The sequence below is a fragment of the Ruminococcus sp. 210702-SL.1.03 genome, assembly GCF_020559915.1.
Taxonomy (GTDB): Bacteria; Bacillota; Clostridia; order Oscillospirales; family Ruminococcaceae; genus YE71.
Genome location: NZ_JAJCLZ010000011.1, coordinates 84,334 through 99,749, shown reverse-complemented (window position 1 = coordinate 99,749; position 15,416 = coordinate 84,334). Strand labels below are relative to the sequence as shown.

The window sequence follows — 15,416 nt, the reverse complement described above, 5'->3', positions numbered from 1 at the left end:
TGCTTAACTTCAAATCCTTGCGGTCAATGTGTCAAGTTTTATTGACAAAATCATAAGGAATGAAACAAATGGCAGATACCCGAGATATATCGTGTGGGAAAACGTCCCCGGAGCGTTCAGCTCAAACAAAGGCGAGGACTTCAAAGCGGTCCTCGAGGGCATATGCAGGCTCAAAGACAAACGTTTTTCTGTTCCTAGACCTGCAAAGTGGTCAAAAGCCGGAGAGATATTGGCAGACAGTTTCTCCATCGCTTGGAGAACCCTCGACGCTCAGTATTGGGGAGTGCCCCAAAGAAGAAAACGTATCTACCTTGTCGCAGATCTTGATGGCAGGAGTGCAGGAAAAATACTTTTTAAGTACGAAAGCCTGTCGGGGTATACTGAACCGTGCCGCCGTCCGTGGCAAACAGCTTCCCGAACTTTTGCGGCTGGCTTTGGAGAAACAAGCGTATGCCTGAACGATCAAGGCGGCGAAAGAATGGACATCACCAATGATGTGACAACTACCCTCAGAGCAGAGGCTTATCACTCGCCTTGTGTTTTGGAAACGGCAGGATTTTGTACAGAACATTCAGCAAAAGCAGGCGGTATCGGTTTTGATGAAGAAAAAGCACCTACGCTCCGTGCAGGAACTATCCCTGCGGCGGTATATGAAAACCATTCGCAGGATACAAGGTATACCGAACTGAAAGACACCGCACCGACCGTGTCCTCAACATACGGAACCGGAGGCAATAATCAGCCGTTTGTGGTAGAAAAAGATACCCGATGTTTTGATGTCAGATTTACTTCTGAGGGAACAAGGAACGCAAGGCATAACTGCTACGAAACGGACACCTCACGAACGATAGATACCGGCGGCAACCCTCCCGATTCAAATCAAGGCGGAATAGCAGTTGTGTCAGTTCAAGGCTCAATGATAGGCAGGGCTGAAAAGAATGGTCCTATGGGCAGCGGCATTAACGAGGAAGTTTCGTTCACCTTAAATTCCACAGACAAACACGCTGTTGCATACAGCACTAGTAAGAATTCTCATCACACGCAGGCGGAAGAAAATTTGGCAAATACACTTGTGGCAAGCGACTGGAAAGACCCGCCCACTGTGTCCAGCAAACCGACTTACATAGTCCGCAGACTTACTCCAACCGAATGTGCAAGACTTCAAGGCTTTCCCGATGATTGGTGTGCTGATCTTGGAACTGATGAACCGACCGATGATGAGATAAAGCTGTGGCAGGATATTTTTGCAGAGTACAATAAAGCTGTTGGCAAAAGCACAAAGCCTAAGACTGAAAATCAGATACGCAAGTGGCTTAAAGCTCCCCATTCTGATTCGGCAGAGTACAAGATGTGGGGAAACGGCGTGGCTTTGCCTTGCGTATGTTTTGTGCTGGCAGGAATAGTGTATTACGCACAAAACAACAATTTGTAGTATTCCATCGCCAGATATACACAAGATATTGTGTGTATCTTTGTCGAATGATCGTATTGATATATCTCCGAAAAAGAGTTAATATGTGTACACCGAAAGGGAAATACACAAGTTTAGGAGAATTGAAGATGAACGACAAGCTTGCAAGACAGATAGAGGAAATGAAAACGCAGACCATTGGCGTTGAGGTGGAGATGAACAACATCACAAGAGAGAAAGCCGCACGCATTGCCGCAGAACTTTTCGGCACAGGCAGATTTGAAAACACCGCTTACCGCAACGGCTACTGCACTTGGTCGGCTTTTGATGAGAGTGGCAGAGAGTGGAAATTCCAAAAGGACGTCAGCATTGCAGGTATAGACAGCGAAAAGTGCGAACTTGTAACACCGATACTTCAATATTCGGACATCGAGCTTTTGCAGGAACTTATCCGCAGACTTCGTAGAGCGGGAGCAAAAAGCGATGCAACAAGGGGCTGCGGAGTTCATATTCACATCGGTGCAAAGGGTCACACACCGCAGACGCTTCGCAACCTTGCAAACATTATGGCAAGCCACGAAAGCCTTTTAGCCGCCGCTTTAAAGCTTGACAGAGGAAGAATGAACAGATACTGCAAGACAGTTGACCCGAATTTCCTTGAAAAACTCAATAAACGCAAGCCAAAGACAATGTCAGACCTTGCCGACATCTGGTACGGTTCACAGGGTGCTGATTCTTACAGAGAGCACCATTACAATTCAAGCAGATACCATATGCTCAATTATCACGCAACATTCACCAAAGGCACGGTTGAGTTCAGACTTTTCCAGTTCGATGCACCATCAAACGGCAGGCAGAACGGACTTCATGCTGGTCAGCTGAAAAGCTACATTCAGCTTTGCCTAGCACTCAGCCAAATGGCGAAAGAGGTCAAGACCGCTAGTCCGAGACCTCAGCAGAACGAAAACCCTAAATACGCAATGAGAACTTGGCTTTTAAGGCTAGGCTTTATCGGCGAGGAATTCGCAACGGCAAGGGATATTTTAACACGCAATCTTGACGGCGACACGGCTTTCAGACACGGCAGAGCGGCTTGAAACGATTAGTCGCAGACCCACCCGATCGCTTTGGCGGTCTTGCGGTGGTAGAAGGAGTTGATACTTTTGAAAAGATACTACATAGCATACGGCAGTAACTTGAACGTTGCTCAAATGAGAAGAAGATGTCCGACTGCGACAATACTTGCAACGGCTGATTTGAAAGGCTGGGAACTGCTTTTTAAAGGCAGTTTGACAGGTTCTTATCTCACCATTGAGAAGAATGAAAGTGGCAGTGTTCCGGTAGCAATATGGGAAGTGAACCCTGCCGATGAACTTGCCCTTGACCGCTACGAGGGTTACCCGAACTTCTATTACAAGCAGAACATCAAGCTGACCTGCAAGGGTATACGCACAGGCAAAAGGCGAACGATAACAGCATTTGCCTACATTATGCATGAGGACAGACCTATCGGCATTCCGAGTGAGTTTTACTTGAGAACTTGCCTTGATGGGTACGAGGCTTTTATGTTTGACAAGCGTGTGCTGATGAGGGCATATGAAAAGTGCAGGGGATAGTTGAGAATGAAAGATAACACAACAACGCTTCGCACCTGTCCGCTTTGTGGGGCACAGTACGGCGATGTTCCAGCTCTTTCGAGGAAGTACCCCAACACGCATATCTGTCCCGAATGCGGCATACGGGAAGCCTTAGAAAGCATAGGTGTCCCCGCTGATGAGCAGGAAAAGATAATCGAAACTATACATAAAAGCAAGGGGTGATAATTTGCGAAAGCTTGAAAAATATGTTCCTACTAAATTTATGTCTGAAACTTCGCACTATGACAATTCAGCCGCTGACTATGCCGTGAATTTCATCGAGTGCCTATGCCACACCAAAGGCACTTGGGCACACAAGCCGTTTGAACTAATCGACTGGCAGGAGAAGATAATCCGTGATATTTTCGGCGTGCTAAAGCCGAATGGCTATCGTCAGTTCAACACGGCATACATTGAGATACCAAAGAAACAAGGCAAATCGGAACTTGCGGCGGCTGTTGCATTGCTTTTGACCTGCGGCGATGGCGAGGAACGTGCGGAAGTTTACGGCTGTGCGGCTGACAGGCAACAGGCAAGCATAGTTTTCAACGTGGCGGCGGATATGGTAAGAATGTGCCCTGCTCTTTCAAAGCGTGTGAAGATACTCGATTCACAAAAGCGTTTGATCTATCAGCCGACCGGCAGCATTTATCAAGTGCTTTCCGCAGACGTCGGCAACAAGCACGGTTTCAACACCCACGGTGTTGTCTTTGACGAGCTTCACACTCAGCCGAACCGCAAGCTTTATGATGTTATGACCAAAGGCTCTGGTGACGCTCGTATGCAGCCGCTGTATTTTCTCATCACTACGGCCGGCAATGACACAAAGTCTATCTGCTATGAAATTCACCAAAAGGCACTTGATATTATTAAGGGCAGAAAGATAGACCACACTTTCTATCCTGTGATATACGGAGCGGAAGAATCAGACGATTGGACTGACCCGAAAGTATGGGCAAAAGCTAATCCTTCGCTTGGCATCACAGTGGGTATTGACAAAGTACAAGACGCCTGCGAATCGGCAAAGCAGAACCCTGCTGAGGAAAACAGTTTTCGTCAGCTTAGGCTTAATCAATGGGTAAAGCAGGCTGTACGCTGGATGCCTATGGAGAAATGGGACAAGTGTGCTTTTGCTGTCAGAGATGACGATTTAGAGGGGCGGGTGTGCTATGGCGGGCTTGACCTTTCATCGACTACGGATATTACTGCATTTGTGCTTATTTTTCCTCCGAGAGATGAGGACGAAAAATACATCATCCTGCCGTACTTTTGGATACCTGAGGACAATCTTGAACTGCGTGTTCGCCGTGACCACGTTCCATATGACCTATGGCAGAGGCAGGGCTTTTTGCAGATCACTGAGGGGAATGTGGTTCATTATGGCTTCATTGAGAAGTTCATAGAGCAATTAGGCGAAAAATTCAACATTCGTGAGATAGCGTTTGACCGCTGGGGTGCTGTGCAGATGGTTCAGAACCTTGAGGGTATGGGTTTTACAGTAGTGCCGTTTGGACAGGGTTTCAAAGATATGTCGCCGCCGACAAAAGAGCTTATGAAGCTGACGCTTGAAGAGAAGATCGCACACGGCGGTCAGCCTATCCTGCGTTGGAACATGGACAACATTTTCATTCGTACCGACCCTGCCGGCAACATCAAGCCCGACAAGGAGAAGTCTACCGAGAAGATAGACGGTGCTGTGGCGACCATTATGGCGCTAGATAGGGCTATTCGGTGCGGGAATGATAATACGGAGAGTGTGTATGATAGTAGAGGAATACTGTTTATCGATACATATTAATAGTATATTGTGATTTAGGCATACTATAAATGTCTTCATATATTTGAGGAGCACAGTTTGAATTTGTTTAGAAAAAATTTCTTAATAAACATTGACTGTTGGGGAGCATTTGTGCTATAATAGCAATATAAAAAGTTCCCCAAGGGAGAAGATACAATGTCGGTACAATATAATGAAATACAGGAATTACTGAGGAGGCGTGCTGATCTTAATGTAAGATTAAACTTAATGCCCTACGATGGTACACCTGAAATCAAAGAGCGTGGAGATGGAAAATATCTTTATGTAAGAAAGCGTGTGGCTGGCAAACAAACATCAACGTATGTTGGAGTATATACTGAAGAACTGTATAATCTGCTTCTTCGTAATGCTAGAGAGGCACGTGAAATAAGAAAGTCACTTAGAAGTATTGAAAAGCAGCTTGCTGCAGTTGGATATTCTGAGGATGAACTTTCTGCTGATGTTATAAGTAATATAGCATTTGCCCGTGTCAATATGAAAACGAACATCTATGATCAGGCGGTTTTGGAAGGTGTAGCAACCTCTTTTCCACAGACAGAGAAAATTATAGAAAACGGAAAAGTTTCCGGTATGACTGCTACAGATGTGCAGAAAATTTTGAATTTGAAACACGCATGGGAGTTTATTTTGGACCGCGATGTAATTGCAAGCCAGTCTGACTACTATATGCTCAGTCATATTGCAGGACTGGTAAATGAAGGATTTTTTGCCGAGGGTGGTCGAATTTGAGGTGTTCCGGTTACCATAGGCGGTTCAAGCTATGTGCCTCCACTGCCAAATGAACTGGATGTAAAAGATAAAATCAAACAGATAGTTGAAGAAAATGATGATGCTATTAACATAGCTATAAAACTTTGTCTTTATTGTATGAAGATGCAGATCTTTCTTGATGGTAACAAACGTGCTTCTGTCATTTTTGCAAATCATTATCTTATTTCGCATGGTGCTGGTTCCCTAGTGATTCCTGAAAATGAAGTTCCAGAATTTAAACGACTTCTTGTAAAATACTATGAAGATGATGAAATTAACGTTATTGCATCCTTTATGAAAGAACACTGTTGGAAGACAATTTGATTACAACTAACATTTGTGTTGGGGAACAAACGATGATATAAAATTACGAATATGCTCCCCAATGTTATAGATACCATAAGAGTCGAGAAATCGGCTCTTTTATATAGCAGAGGGATACCGCTTGATACTTTCCCTTATTTCTCACATAATATTAAGGACAAATTCACTTATTCTATTGACCTTTCCCTTATTTTATGATATAATTTAAGGTAAAAGAATGGAGGTAAGGAAATGCGAAGCTTTAATTACTCTGCTTTGAAAGAACAAAGGTGGGATTCTGATATTCTCGGACTTATAGCGGCTATATACAAAGAGACCGGAAAACAGGAGCAGTATTTGAAACAGCGTCCGCAAGAGTTGGAAAAGCTTGTTGAGATAGCAAAAATTCAAAGTACCGAAGCCTCAAATGCGATAGAGGGTATCGTAACAACAAGCACGAGGATCAAGCAGTTGGTCGAAGAAAAGACTACTCCTCGAAATCGTGACGAGCAGGAGATCGCAGGGTATAGAGATGTGCTGAACGTTATACACGAAAGTTTTGACGCTATTCCGATAACTCAAAATTATATTCTGCAGCTTCACAAAATGCTTTACAGCCATATGAACAATCCGCTTGCAGGCAGAACAAAAAGCGTGCAGAATTATATCAGTGCGACTTACCCCGATGGACATACAGAAATACTGTTTACTCCGCTCGCACCATACGAAACATCTGAGGCACTTGACAGGATATGTGAAGAGTACAACCGTGTTATCGGTAATTTGGAGGTTGAACCGCTTATAATCATCCCCATATTTATACACGATTTTCTCTGTATACACCCTTTCAATGACGGCAACGGCAGAATGAGCCGTCTGCTTACCACTCTTCTGCTGTATCAGAATGGCTTTTACATTGGTAAATATATATCGCTCGAGGCAAAGATCTCTAAGAACAAAAATCTGTATTACAGTGCTCTGAGTCAGTCGCAGACCGGCTGGCACGAAGGCAAAGAGGACGCTGTGCCATTTATAAAGTACATTTTAGGCACGATACTTGCATCGTATAAAGATTTTGAAGAGCGTACCTCGCTTGTTCAAGAGAAACTGCCTGCAATTGAGATGGTCAGAATGGCAAGCAAAAGCAAAATAGGGCGATTTAATAAGCAGGATATAAGGGAACTCTGTCCTACTCTCAGTGACAGTTCTATCGAGGGCGCACTAAGAAAACTTGTTGCCGCGGGAGAATTAAAAAAAGAGGGCAAGGGAAAGAGTACCTGCTATTTCAGATTAAATTAGATCACAAATTGAATTAACGCAATACGAGCATCTATCAAAAAAGATAGGTGCTTTTTTATGTCCAAAAACCAGAAACGAGGTGACCAAATGTCAATATTCAGCGGCATATTCCACAGCAGGGATAAGCCTAAAAACTCCACAGCAGGAGCGTCCTACTGCTTCTACATGGGAACAAGCACCAGCGGCAGACGTGTGAGCGAACGCTCGGCAATGCAGATGACGGCGGTGTATTCCTGCGTTCGTATACTTTCTGAGGCAGTGGCAGGACTGCCTTTGCATTTGTATAGATACACAGCGGAGGGCTCGGCAAAAGCCACAGACAACCCACTTTACGCTTTACTGCACGATGAACCAAACCCTGAAATGACCAGCTTTATGTTCCGTGAAACGCTTATGACGCACCTGCTTTTGTGGGGTAATGCTTATGCTCAGATTATTCGCAATGGCAAGGGTGAAGTCGTCGCACTCTATCCTTTGATGCCAGACCGAATGACAGTTGACAGAGATGAAAACGGCAGGCTGTACTACCAGTATCAAATGCAGGACAGCGACCCACGAACTATGAAAGGCTCAACTGTCATTTTACAGCCGTCAGATGTTCTGCACATCGCAGGACTAGGCTTTGACGGATTGGTCGGATACTCGCCTATCGCAATGGCAAAGAACGCCGTCGGACTTGCGATAGCCACAGAGGAATACGGAGCAAAGTTTTTCGCAAACGGAGCAACGCCAAGCGGTCTGCTTGAATATCCGGGCACTGTAAAAGATCCCGAGCGTGTGCGTGACAGCTGGAACAAAGGTTTTTCGGGCGGCAATTCACATAAAGTTGCGATACTCGAAGAGGGTATGAAGTACACGCCTATCTCCATTTCGCCAAACGAGGCTCAGTTTCTTGAAACCCGTAAATTTCAGATAAATGAGATAGCGAGAATATTCAGAGTGCCGCCACATATGGTCGGTGATCTGGAGAAATCAAGCTTTTCAAACATTGAACAGCAATCATTGGAGTTCGTCAAATACACACTTGAACCTTGGATAGTTCGATGGGAACAGGCAATTTCAAGAGCATTGCTGACACCCGACGAGAAAAGCAAATACTACCCTAAGTTCAATGTTGACGGCTTGCTTAGAGGTGACTATCAGAGCAGAATGAATGGGTATGCAGTGGGTATACAAAATGGTTTTATGTGCCCGAATGACGTGCGTTCACTGGAGAATATGGATCTTATTCCTGATGAGTTGGGCGGCAACAAATTTATGTGCAACGGAAATATGATAGATATTGCCAGCGTAGGCAGGCAGTACGAAAAGGAGAAAGACGATGAAGAAGTTTTGGAAGTGGAAGAATCAGACCGAACAGACGGAGAACAGTCCGATGACGGAGAGAACGCTCTTCCTAAACGGCACGATAGCCGAGGAAAGCTGGTTCGATGATGATGTCACGCCGCAGATATTCAAAGAAGAACTGAACAGCGGTTCGGGCAACATCACGGTTTGGATAAACTCTCCCGGCGGTGACTGCGTGGCGGCGGCTCAGATATACAATATGCTTACCGACTACAAGGGCAATGTGACCGTCAAGATAGATGGCATTGCGGCAAGTGCGGCGAGCGTTATCGCTATGGCAGGTACGCAGGTGCTTGTTTCGCCGGTTTCAATGCTGATGATACACAACCCTGCGACTATGGCTTTCGGCGATCACGCTGAAATGCAGAAAGCTATCGATATGCTCGGTGAGGTCAAAGAGTCTATCATCAATGCTTACGAGAGAAAAACACATCTAAGCAGAGCGAAACTCTCACACCTTATGGACGCTGAAACTTGGATGAACGCTAATATGGCGCTTGAACTTGGCTTTGCTGACGGGTTTATTGAACGTTCGGCGGATAAGAAGTCTGAGGAAGATGATAAATCCGATGAAGATACAGAAGAAGATAACGATGGTGACGATGATGAAGAGGATAAGGACAATTCAGATGATGATACCGATGAGAAGAAGTCTAAAGAAAAGACCTCTTCTTTTTTGTTTTCACGAACAGCTGTAAACAGGGCTTTGCAGAACAAGCTTGAAAGGCATTACCGCAAGCCCGAAAACATAGGCGGAACGCAGGCAAGCGACCTTAGAAACCGCCTTGACATAATCAAAAAATACATTTAAGGAGGACTTTTTATGACTATTCAGGAACTTATGCAGAAAAGAGCAAAGGTGTGGGAAACGGCAAAGAGCTTTGTTGACACCCACGAGGACAAGAACGGCAGGCTTTCCGCTGAGGATACTGCCGCATACAACAGAATGGAGCAGGAGATCGAGGACTTGACCGCCTCTATCGAACGTCAGCAGAGGGCGGCAGAACGTGACAAAATGCTTTCTCAGCCAATAAATTCACCTATCGTCAGCAAGCCTGCACAGACTGCAAAAGAAAAGACAGGTCGTGCGTCTGACGAATACAAGGCGGCTATGCTTGGTGCTCTGCGTTCAAATTTTCGCAACGTTTCAAACGTTCTGCAGGAAGGCGTTGATGCTGACGGCGGTTATCTTGTGCCGGAGGAATATGACAAACGTCTTATCGACGTGCTTGAAGAGGAAAATATTCTCCGTGCACTGGGCACGAAGCTGACAACAGCGGGCGACCATAAGATAAATGTGGCGGCGACAAAACCGGCGGCATCATGGATAGAAGAGGGGCAGGAGCTTACATGGGGCGACAGTACTTTCAGCCAGATACTGCTTGACGCTCACAAACTGCACGTTGCGATAAAGGTCACTGAGGAACTGCTTTATGACAACGCTTTCGGACTTGAAAACTACATCATAACGCAGTTTGGAAAGGCATTGGCTAATGCCGAAGAGGACGCGTTCTTAAACGGCGACGGCAAGGGAAAGCCTACCGGTATCTTCGCCAAAACCGGCGGTGGAAATGTTACAGCTGAGGTGGCGGCGTTTATTGGCGATGAGCTTATCAACCTCGTTTACACGCTGAAAAGACCATACAGAAAAAAGGCGGCTTTCATTATGAACGACAAAAATCTTGCCGTTCTGAGAAAGCTTAAAGATGCGAACGACCAGTATCTTTGGCAGCCTTCGCTGAAAGAGGGCGAGCCCGAAAGACTGCTCGGCTATCCCGTTTACACTTCGGCATATGCGCCCGCAGATGCTATTGCTTTCGGAGATTTCAGCTACTACAATATCGGTGACAGAGGGTCGCGCTCGTTCAAGAAACTGACGGAACTTTTCGCCGGAAATGACATGGTCGGTTTTGTAGCTAAGGAGCGTGTTGACGGCAAGCTTATCCTGCCCGAAGCAGTCCAGATACTCAAGCTGAAAACGGCACTTCCTGCGTCTGGCAAGTGATAATTTAGCTTTTTAATTGGAGTGATGATAAATATGATTGTAACACTTGATGAAGTAAAGGACTATTTAAGGCTTGACGGCAATGCGGAGGACGATTTTCTTATTGCACTCATATTCTCTGCCGAACAGCTTTGCACCAACATTGCAAGAACAGAAATTGAAGATAAGCCTATCGCAAAAATAGCTGTGCTTTATGCTGTGGCATATCTCTATGAACATCGTGAAGAGGCAGACCACAAAGCACTAACATTAACGCTCAGAGCCTTGCTTTTCGGCATAAGGCAGGAGGGATTTTGATGAAGATAGGCGGTATGAGGTATCGTGCAGAACTGCAAAGAAATACGGCGGTCAAAGACGATGAGGGCTTTACTCAGAACATTTGGCAGACCGAGCATATTGTGTGGGCTGACATTGTTCCCATTTCGGGGCGAGAGTTTTTGCAGAGCGGAACTGAAACGGCGGAAGTTACATTTAAAATATATATTCGTTGGATAGAAAATGTGGACGCAGATATGCGTGTGAAATGCGGTGAAAACATCTATCTTTTGACGGCTGTGCTCGGAAACAAACGCAAAGGTATGCTGACTTTGATGGCAAAGGAGTTGAGGTAATGGCGAAGATGTCAATTCAAATGCCCGAAGATCTTCTGCTTAAGATGTCAAAGCTGGGTTCTGAATTTGACAGCACGGCTGAAAAAGTTTTGCAGGCAGGCGGCGAGGTCATGCTTTCGGCGGTCAAGAATAGTCTTTCTGCTGTGGTAGGCAAGGACACTAAGTATCCCTCTAAAAGTACGGGTGAGCTTGAACGTTCGTTAGGTCTTTCGCCGGTTTTGCAGGACAAGAATGGCGACCACAACATCAAAGTGGGGTTTTCCGAGCCACGTTCAGACGGCGGCAGTAATGCCAAACTTGCCAGCATTTTGGAATACGGCAAAAGCGGTCAGCCTGCAAAGCCTTTTATCAAGCCTGCAAAGTCAAGAGCGAAGTCTGCGGCTATTACGGCAATGCAAAATGAACTTGAAAGCGAGGTCGATAAGCTATGAATGACAGTTTACTGAAAAGGCTGAACACAATTCTCGGCAGGCTGAATATTCCTGCTGAAACCGGTGTATTTACTGATACTCCGCCCGATGTGTACTGCGTTCTGACTCCCTTGACTGATACGCTTTCAGAATTTGCGGATAACAAGCCGTCAAGTGAGGTGCAGGAAGTGAGAATTTCGCTTTACTGCAAAGGCAATTACATAAGCGTGAAAAATCGGCTGACAAACGCAATATTAAAGAACGACATAACAATAACCGCCCGACAGTACATCGGGCTTGAAACTGACAGCGGCTATCATCACTACAATTTTGATGCTGCCGACTGTGTAAGATTGGGGGAATTTTAATGGCAACTATCGGTCTTGACAGGCTTTACTACGCCAAGATAACTGAGGACGAGAGCGGTGATGAAACATATGGAACGCCTAATTCGCTTGCAAAAGCTATCTCTGCTGACCTATCCGTAGAGATGAATGAGGCAACACTCTATGCCGATGACGGAGAGGCTGAGGTGGTCAAAGAGTTCAAAAGCGGCAAGCTGACACTCGGAATTGATGACATTGGCACGTCTGTTGCGAATGAACTTACTGGTGCGAAGATAGACAAAAACCACGTTCTCATCTCGGCATCTGAGAACGGCGGTGCGCCTGTGGCGGTAGGTTTTCGTGCTAAAAAGAGTGACGGCAAGTACAGATATTTTTGGCTGTACAGAGTTATCTTCGGCATACCTGCGACCAATCTCGCTACCAAAGGCGAGAGCATAACATTCTCCACGCCGACCATTGAGGGCACTATCTACCGCCGCAAAAAGCTTGACGGCAACAGCACTCACCCTTTGAAAGCTGAGGTCAACGAGGGAGAACAGGGTGTGCCGACATCAGTTATTTCAAATTGGTTCAACGAGGTTTACGAACCCGAATTTACGGAGGTGCATAATGGTGAATGACAGAAGTGCGGTTATTGAGATAGGCGGAAATGAATACGAATTAGTCCTTACAACGAGGGCTACAAAAGAGATAGCAAAGCGTTACGGAGGGCTTTCTAATCTTGGCGACAAGCTTATGCAGGCGGAGAATTTTGAGAAAGCTATTGATGAGGTAACTTATCTTATCTGTCTGCTGGCTAATCAGGGTGTGGAGATACACAATTTGCGGTATCCTGATGATAAGCGAGAAATGCTGACGGCTGAATTTGTGGAACTTATGACTTCTCCGTATGATCTTGCAAAATACAAGGACGCCATTATGCAGGCGATGTACAAGGGCACAAAGCGTGAGGTCGAAAGCGAGGAAACTCCGACAAAAAACACGCAGGTCGGGTAAGTGATGAGGAATCATTTGCCCGACTTATATTCTACGGTGTTACTCTTCTTGGCAGGAGCGAACGTGAAGTATGGCTTATGCCTATCGGCGAATTGCTCGACCAGTGGGAGATCTACAAGCAGTGGAACGGGCTGGCTAAGGCTAAGCGTGAGGTGTTTATTGATGAGGTCATTCCTAGGGGGATATGACGATCGTGGGGTTGTATTGGGTTAAAAGATGTGGTATAATGGATTTATAAGGGTATTTGGTCTGCTCGACAAATCGGAATTTGTACAGAATATTTTTTGAAAAAGCTCTTGACAACAAAGCTTCTATATAGTATAATCTAATAAACTACTATATAGGAGCTTTTGTATGGAAATGAATGGAGGATTTCTTGTCACCAAAATAAAACAACTTGGAGACCGGATTTTTGAGAAGATTCTCAGCGAAAAGAATATTGATGCGTTCAATGGAGCCCAGGGGCGCATTCTTTATGTGCTGTGGCAGGAGGATGGTATCTCAATCAGGTCACTCTCGACTAAATGCGGATTAGCGATAACATCTCTTACTACGATGCTGGAAAGAATGGAAAATCAAGGGCTGATAAGCCGTGTTCAGTCTGAAACGGACAAAAGGAAAACACTCCTGTTTCTGACTGAGAAAGCACATGCCTTAAAGGGCGAGTACGATTCTGTATCTGATGAGATGGGCAGTGTTTACTACAAAGGTTTTTCAGAGGAAGAAATAACTCGGTTTGAGGAATGCCTCGACCGCATCAGAAAGAATCTTGAGGAGTGGCAGAAGTCATGAGTATTTGTATCAAAGATCAGATTCAGAACATGAATATCGTCATTGGCTGCACAGTGGGGTGTGCATATTGCTATGCCCGCAACAACGTGAAACGCTGGCATATGATTGATGACTTCGCTGATCCTGAGTTCTTTCCGGGCAAGCTCAAGAGGATGGAAAAGAAACGTCCGCAAAACTTTCTTCTTACCGGCATGAGCGATCTCTCCGGATGGAAGCCGGAATGGAGAGACGAGGTATTTGCAAAGATCCGTGAAAATCCACAGCATCAGTTCCTGTTTCTGACCAAACGACCTGATCTGCTGGATTTTGATACCGATCTGGAAAACGCATGGTTTGGCGTTACGGTGACGAGGAAAGCCGAACTGTGGCGTATCGACGCCCTTCGGAAAAATGTCAGAGCAAAACATTACCATGTTACCTTTGAGCCGTTATTCGACGATCCCGGCACAGTTGACCTTTCCGGAATCAACTGGATCGTTGTCGGCACTATGACCGGGGCTCAGAGCAGGAAGATTCATACGGAGCCGGAATGGACATGGTCTCTGACGGATCAGGCACACGCACTTGGCATTCCGGTGTTTATGAAGGAAGACCTTGTCCCTATCATAGGGAATGAAAATATGATTCAGGAAATGCCGGAGGAATTCAACAAAGTGTTAGAGGTACAGAGATCATGGCAGAAGTAATCGATGGCATCCTCATTCGTGAGGTGGAAACAAAGAACATCATGACCAAGTCCAGTCTGCCGGTAGGCGGTTACTCGGTCAATCCTTATGTAGGCTGTACACATGCCTGCAAGTATTGCTATGCTTCTTTTATGAAGCGCTTTACCGGACACACGGAGGAATGGGGCACTTTCCTTGATGTGAAGCATTGGCCGGAAATTAAAAATCCGAAGAAATATGCCGGACAGCGTGTGGTCGTCGGTTCTGTGACGGATGGCTACAATCCACAGGAAGAGCAATTCGGGAATACCAGAAAACTTCTGGAGCAGCTGATCGGCAGTGACGCAGATATTCTGATCTGCACAAAGTCTGATCTTGTGGTACGGGATATTGATTTGCTGAAGAAGCTTGGACGAGTGACCGTTTCATGGTCGATCAACACACTGGATGAAGATTTCAAGAACGATATGGACTCTGCTTCGAGCATTGAGCGGCGCATCGCTGCTATGAAGCAGGTATATGATGCAGGTATCCGTACAGTCTGTTTCGTATCCCCGGTATTTCCCGGTATCACGGACTTTGAAGCGATCTTTGAGCGGGTAAAGGATCAGTGCGATCTGTTCTGGCTCGAAAATCTCAATCTTCGAGGCGGTTTCAAGAAGACGATTATGGATTATATCGCCGGAAAACATCCTGATCTTGTACCGCTTTACGATGAGATCTATAACAAGCATAACCGCAGCTACTTTGAAGCACTTGAAGTAAAAGCTGAGGAAATGGCTAAGAAGTATGATTGTCCCTTTGTGGATAATGAAATGCCTTATGGCAGAGTCCCGCAGGGGCATCCGGTGATCGTGGATTATTTCTATCATGAGGAAATCCGTGGGACAGAAAATACCGGAAAAAGAAATCGTTAAACAGAAATTTGTTAGGAACTGAATAAAAAATGGAAAAAGCAATATTTATAATCATTGTTATTTTTGGAATTATGTTTTTAACTGGAATAATAATGTCAATTTTTACG

The 15,416-nt window shown here is 45.4% G+C and carries 20 protein-coding genes; all 20 read left to right on the top strand.

Annotation, left to right across the window (positions count from 1 at the left end; all coding sequences use genetic code 11):
- Nucleotides 1–28 precede the first annotated feature (28 nt).
- The 20 genes from LI114_RS07755 (at nt 29) to LI114_RS07660 (ending at nt 15,309) form a co-directional block, all read left to right on the top strand.
- On the top strand, nt 29–1,432 hold the full coding sequence (locus LI114_RS07755) for a DNA cytosine methyltransferase (protein WP_227220182.1): 1,404 nt from the start codon (nt 29–31) through the stop codon (nt 1,430–1,432).
- Nucleotides 1,433–1,560: 128 nt separating this feature from the next.
- Nucleotides 1,561–2,508, top strand: a complete 948-nt coding sequence (locus tag LI114_RS07750) for an amidoligase family protein (RefSeq protein WP_227220181.1) — start codon at nt 1,561–1,563, stop codon at nt 2,506–2,508.
- 66 nt (nt 2,509–2,574) lie between these two features.
- Nucleotides 2,575–3,027: a gamma-glutamylcyclotransferase family protein gene (locus LI114_RS07745; protein ID WP_264468253.1), complete on the top strand. Its 453-nt coding sequence runs from the start codon at nt 2,575–2,577 to the stop codon at nt 3,025–3,027.
- Between the two features lie 6 nt (nt 3,028–3,033).
- The gene (locus LI114_RS07740) at nt 3,034–3,231 is read left to right on the top strand and encodes a hypothetical protein (RefSeq protein ID WP_227220180.1); all 198 of its coding nucleotides are present in this window, start codon (nt 3,034–3,036) and stop codon (nt 3,229–3,231) included.
- Between the two features lie 4 nt (nt 3,232–3,235).
- Nucleotides 3,236–4,846, top strand: a complete 1,611-nt coding sequence (locus tag LI114_RS07735; RefSeq protein ID WP_227220179.1) for a terminase large subunit — start codon at nt 3,236–3,238, stop codon at nt 4,844–4,846.
- 156 nt (nt 4,847–5,002) lie between these two features.
- Nucleotides 5,003–5,596, top strand: coding sequence for a hypothetical protein (locus LI114_RS07730; protein WP_227220178.1), 594 nt, complete (start codon nt 5,003–5,005; stop codon nt 5,594–5,596).
- A 33-nt stretch (nt 5,597–5,629) separates the two neighbouring features.
- Nucleotides 5,630–5,941, top strand: coding sequence for a hypothetical protein (locus LI114_RS07725; protein ID WP_227220177.1), 312 nt, complete (start codon nt 5,630–5,632; stop codon nt 5,939–5,941).
- 231 nt (nt 5,942–6,172) lie between these two features.
- A complete protein-coding gene (locus LI114_RS07720; RefSeq protein ID WP_227220176.1) occupies nt 6,173–7,219 on the top strand; it encodes a Fic family protein in 1,047 nt (348 codons plus the stop codon).
- Between the two features lie 87 nt (nt 7,220–7,306).
- On the top strand, nt 7,307–8,653 hold the full coding sequence (locus tag LI114_RS07715) for a phage portal protein (RefSeq protein ID WP_227220175.1): 1,347 nt from the start codon (nt 7,307–7,309) through the stop codon (nt 8,651–8,653).
- Complete coding sequence (locus LI114_RS07710; RefSeq protein ID WP_319638298.1) at nt 8,541–9,377, top strand: head maturation protease, ClpP-related; 837 nt, start codon at nt 8,541–8,543, stop codon at nt 9,375–9,377. The genes LI114_RS07715 and LI114_RS07710 overlap by 113 nt, the downstream gene beginning before the upstream one ends.
- A gap of 12 nt (nt 9,378–9,389) precedes the next feature.
- The gene (locus LI114_RS07705; protein WP_227220173.1) at nt 9,390–10,571 is read left to right on the top strand and encodes a phage major capsid protein; all 1,182 of its coding nucleotides are present in this window, start codon (nt 9,390–9,392) and stop codon (nt 10,569–10,571) included.
- A gap of 33 nt (nt 10,572–10,604) precedes the next feature.
- Nucleotides 10,605–10,868 carry a head-tail connector protein gene (locus tag LI114_RS07700; RefSeq protein ID WP_227220172.1) on the top strand — a complete coding sequence of 88 codons (264 nt, stop codon included), beginning with the start codon at nt 10,605–10,607 and terminating at the stop codon, nt 10,866–10,868.
- Entirely contained in the window at nt 10,868–11,182 is a 315-nt protein-coding gene (locus tag LI114_RS07695) for a phage head closure protein (protein ID WP_227220171.1), read from the top strand. The genes LI114_RS07700 and LI114_RS07695 overlap by 1 nt, the downstream gene beginning before the upstream one ends.
- Nucleotides 11,182–11,613 carry an HK97-gp10 family putative phage morphogenesis protein gene (locus LI114_RS07690; protein WP_227220170.1) on the top strand — a complete coding sequence of 144 codons (432 nt, stop codon included), beginning with the start codon at nt 11,182–11,184 and terminating at the stop codon, nt 11,611–11,613. Before LI114_RS07695 ends, LI114_RS07690 begins: the two co-directional genes overlap by 1 nt.
- Nucleotides 11,610–11,960 carry a hypothetical protein gene (locus LI114_RS07685; protein ID WP_227220169.1) on the top strand — a complete coding sequence of 117 codons (351 nt, stop codon included), beginning with the start codon at nt 11,610–11,612 and terminating at the stop codon, nt 11,958–11,960. The genes LI114_RS07690 and LI114_RS07685 overlap by 4 nt, the downstream gene beginning before the upstream one ends.
- Complete coding sequence (locus LI114_RS07680) at nt 11,960–12,559, top strand: major tail protein (RefSeq protein ID WP_227220168.1); 600 nt, start codon at nt 11,960–11,962, stop codon at nt 12,557–12,559. Before LI114_RS07685 ends, LI114_RS07680 begins: the two co-directional genes overlap by 1 nt.
- Nucleotides 12,549–12,935: a hypothetical protein gene (locus tag LI114_RS07675; RefSeq protein WP_227220167.1), complete on the top strand. Its 387-nt coding sequence runs from the start codon at nt 12,549–12,551 to the stop codon at nt 12,933–12,935. Before LI114_RS07680 ends, LI114_RS07675 begins: the two co-directional genes overlap by 11 nt.
- 354 nt (nt 12,936–13,289) lie before the next feature.
- A complete protein-coding gene (locus LI114_RS07670) occupies nt 13,290–13,727 on the top strand; it encodes a radical SAM mobile pair system MarR family transcriptional regulator (protein WP_038670739.1) in 438 nt (145 codons plus the stop codon).
- Nucleotides 13,724–14,413 carry a radical SAM mobile pair protein A gene (locus tag LI114_RS07665; RefSeq protein WP_227220188.1) on the top strand — a complete coding sequence of 230 codons (690 nt, stop codon included), beginning with the start codon at nt 13,724–13,726 and terminating at the stop codon, nt 14,411–14,413. The genes LI114_RS07670 and LI114_RS07665 overlap by 4 nt, the downstream gene beginning before the upstream one ends.
- Nucleotides 14,401–15,309 (top strand): radical SAM mobile pair protein B, encoded by a 909-nt coding sequence (locus LI114_RS07660; RefSeq protein WP_227220166.1) that lies wholly within the window; start codon nt 14,401–14,403, stop codon nt 15,307–15,309. Before LI114_RS07665 ends, LI114_RS07660 begins: the two co-directional genes overlap by 13 nt.
- Nucleotides 15,310–15,416: the final 107 nt, after the last annotated feature.

Coding starts and splice junctions, on each gene's coding strand:
- LI114_RS07715 (WP_227220175.1), top strand. CDS start 7,307: ATGTCAATATTCAGCGGCATATTCCACAGCAGGGATAAGCCTAAAAAC.
- LI114_RS07730 (WP_227220178.1), top strand. CDS start 5,003: ATGTCGGTACAATATAATGAAATACAGGAATTACTGAGGAGGCGTGCT.
- LI114_RS07675 (WP_227220167.1), top strand. CDS start 12,549: ATGGTGAATGACAGAAGTGCGGTTATTGAGATAGGCGGAAATGAATAC.
- LI114_RS07695 (WP_227220171.1), top strand. CDS start 10,868: ATGAAGATAGGCGGTATGAGGTATCGTGCAGAACTGCAAAGAAATACG.
- LI114_RS07680 (WP_227220168.1), top strand. CDS start 11,960: ATGGCAACTATCGGTCTTGACAGGCTTTACTACGCCAAGATAACTGAG.
- LI114_RS07690 (WP_227220170.1), top strand. CDS start 11,182: ATGGCGAAGATGTCAATTCAAATGCCCGAAGATCTTCTGCTTAAGATG.
- LI114_RS07660 (WP_227220166.1), top strand. CDS start 14,401: ATGGCAGAAGTAATCGATGGCATCCTCATTCGTGAGGTGGAAACAAAG.
- LI114_RS07665 (WP_227220188.1), top strand. CDS start 13,724: ATGAGTATTTGTATCAAAGATCAGATTCAGAACATGAATATCGTCATT.
- LI114_RS07740 (WP_227220180.1), top strand. CDS start 3,034: ATGAAAGATAACACAACAACGCTTCGCACCTGTCCGCTTTGTGGGGCA.
- LI114_RS07720 (WP_227220176.1), top strand. CDS start 6,173: ATGCGAAGCTTTAATTACTCTGCTTTGAAAGAACAAAGGTGGGATTCT.
- LI114_RS07670 (WP_038670739.1), top strand. CDS start 13,290: ATGGAAATGAATGGAGGATTTCTTGTCACCAAAATAAAACAACTTGGA.
- LI114_RS07710 (WP_319638298.1), top strand. CDS start 8,541: ATGAAGAAGTTTTGGAAGTGGAAGAATCAGACCGAACAGACGGAGAAC.
- LI114_RS07700 (WP_227220172.1), top strand. CDS start 10,605: ATGATTGTAACACTTGATGAAGTAAAGGACTATTTAAGGCTTGACGGC.
- LI114_RS07705 (WP_227220173.1), top strand. CDS start 9,390: ATGACTATTCAGGAACTTATGCAGAAAAGAGCAAAGGTGTGGGAAACG.
- LI114_RS07685 (WP_227220169.1), top strand. CDS start 11,610: ATGAATGACAGTTTACTGAAAAGGCTGAACACAATTCTCGGCAGGCTG.
- LI114_RS07750 (WP_227220181.1), top strand. CDS start 1,561: ATGAACGACAAGCTTGCAAGACAGATAGAGGAAATGAAAACGCAGACC.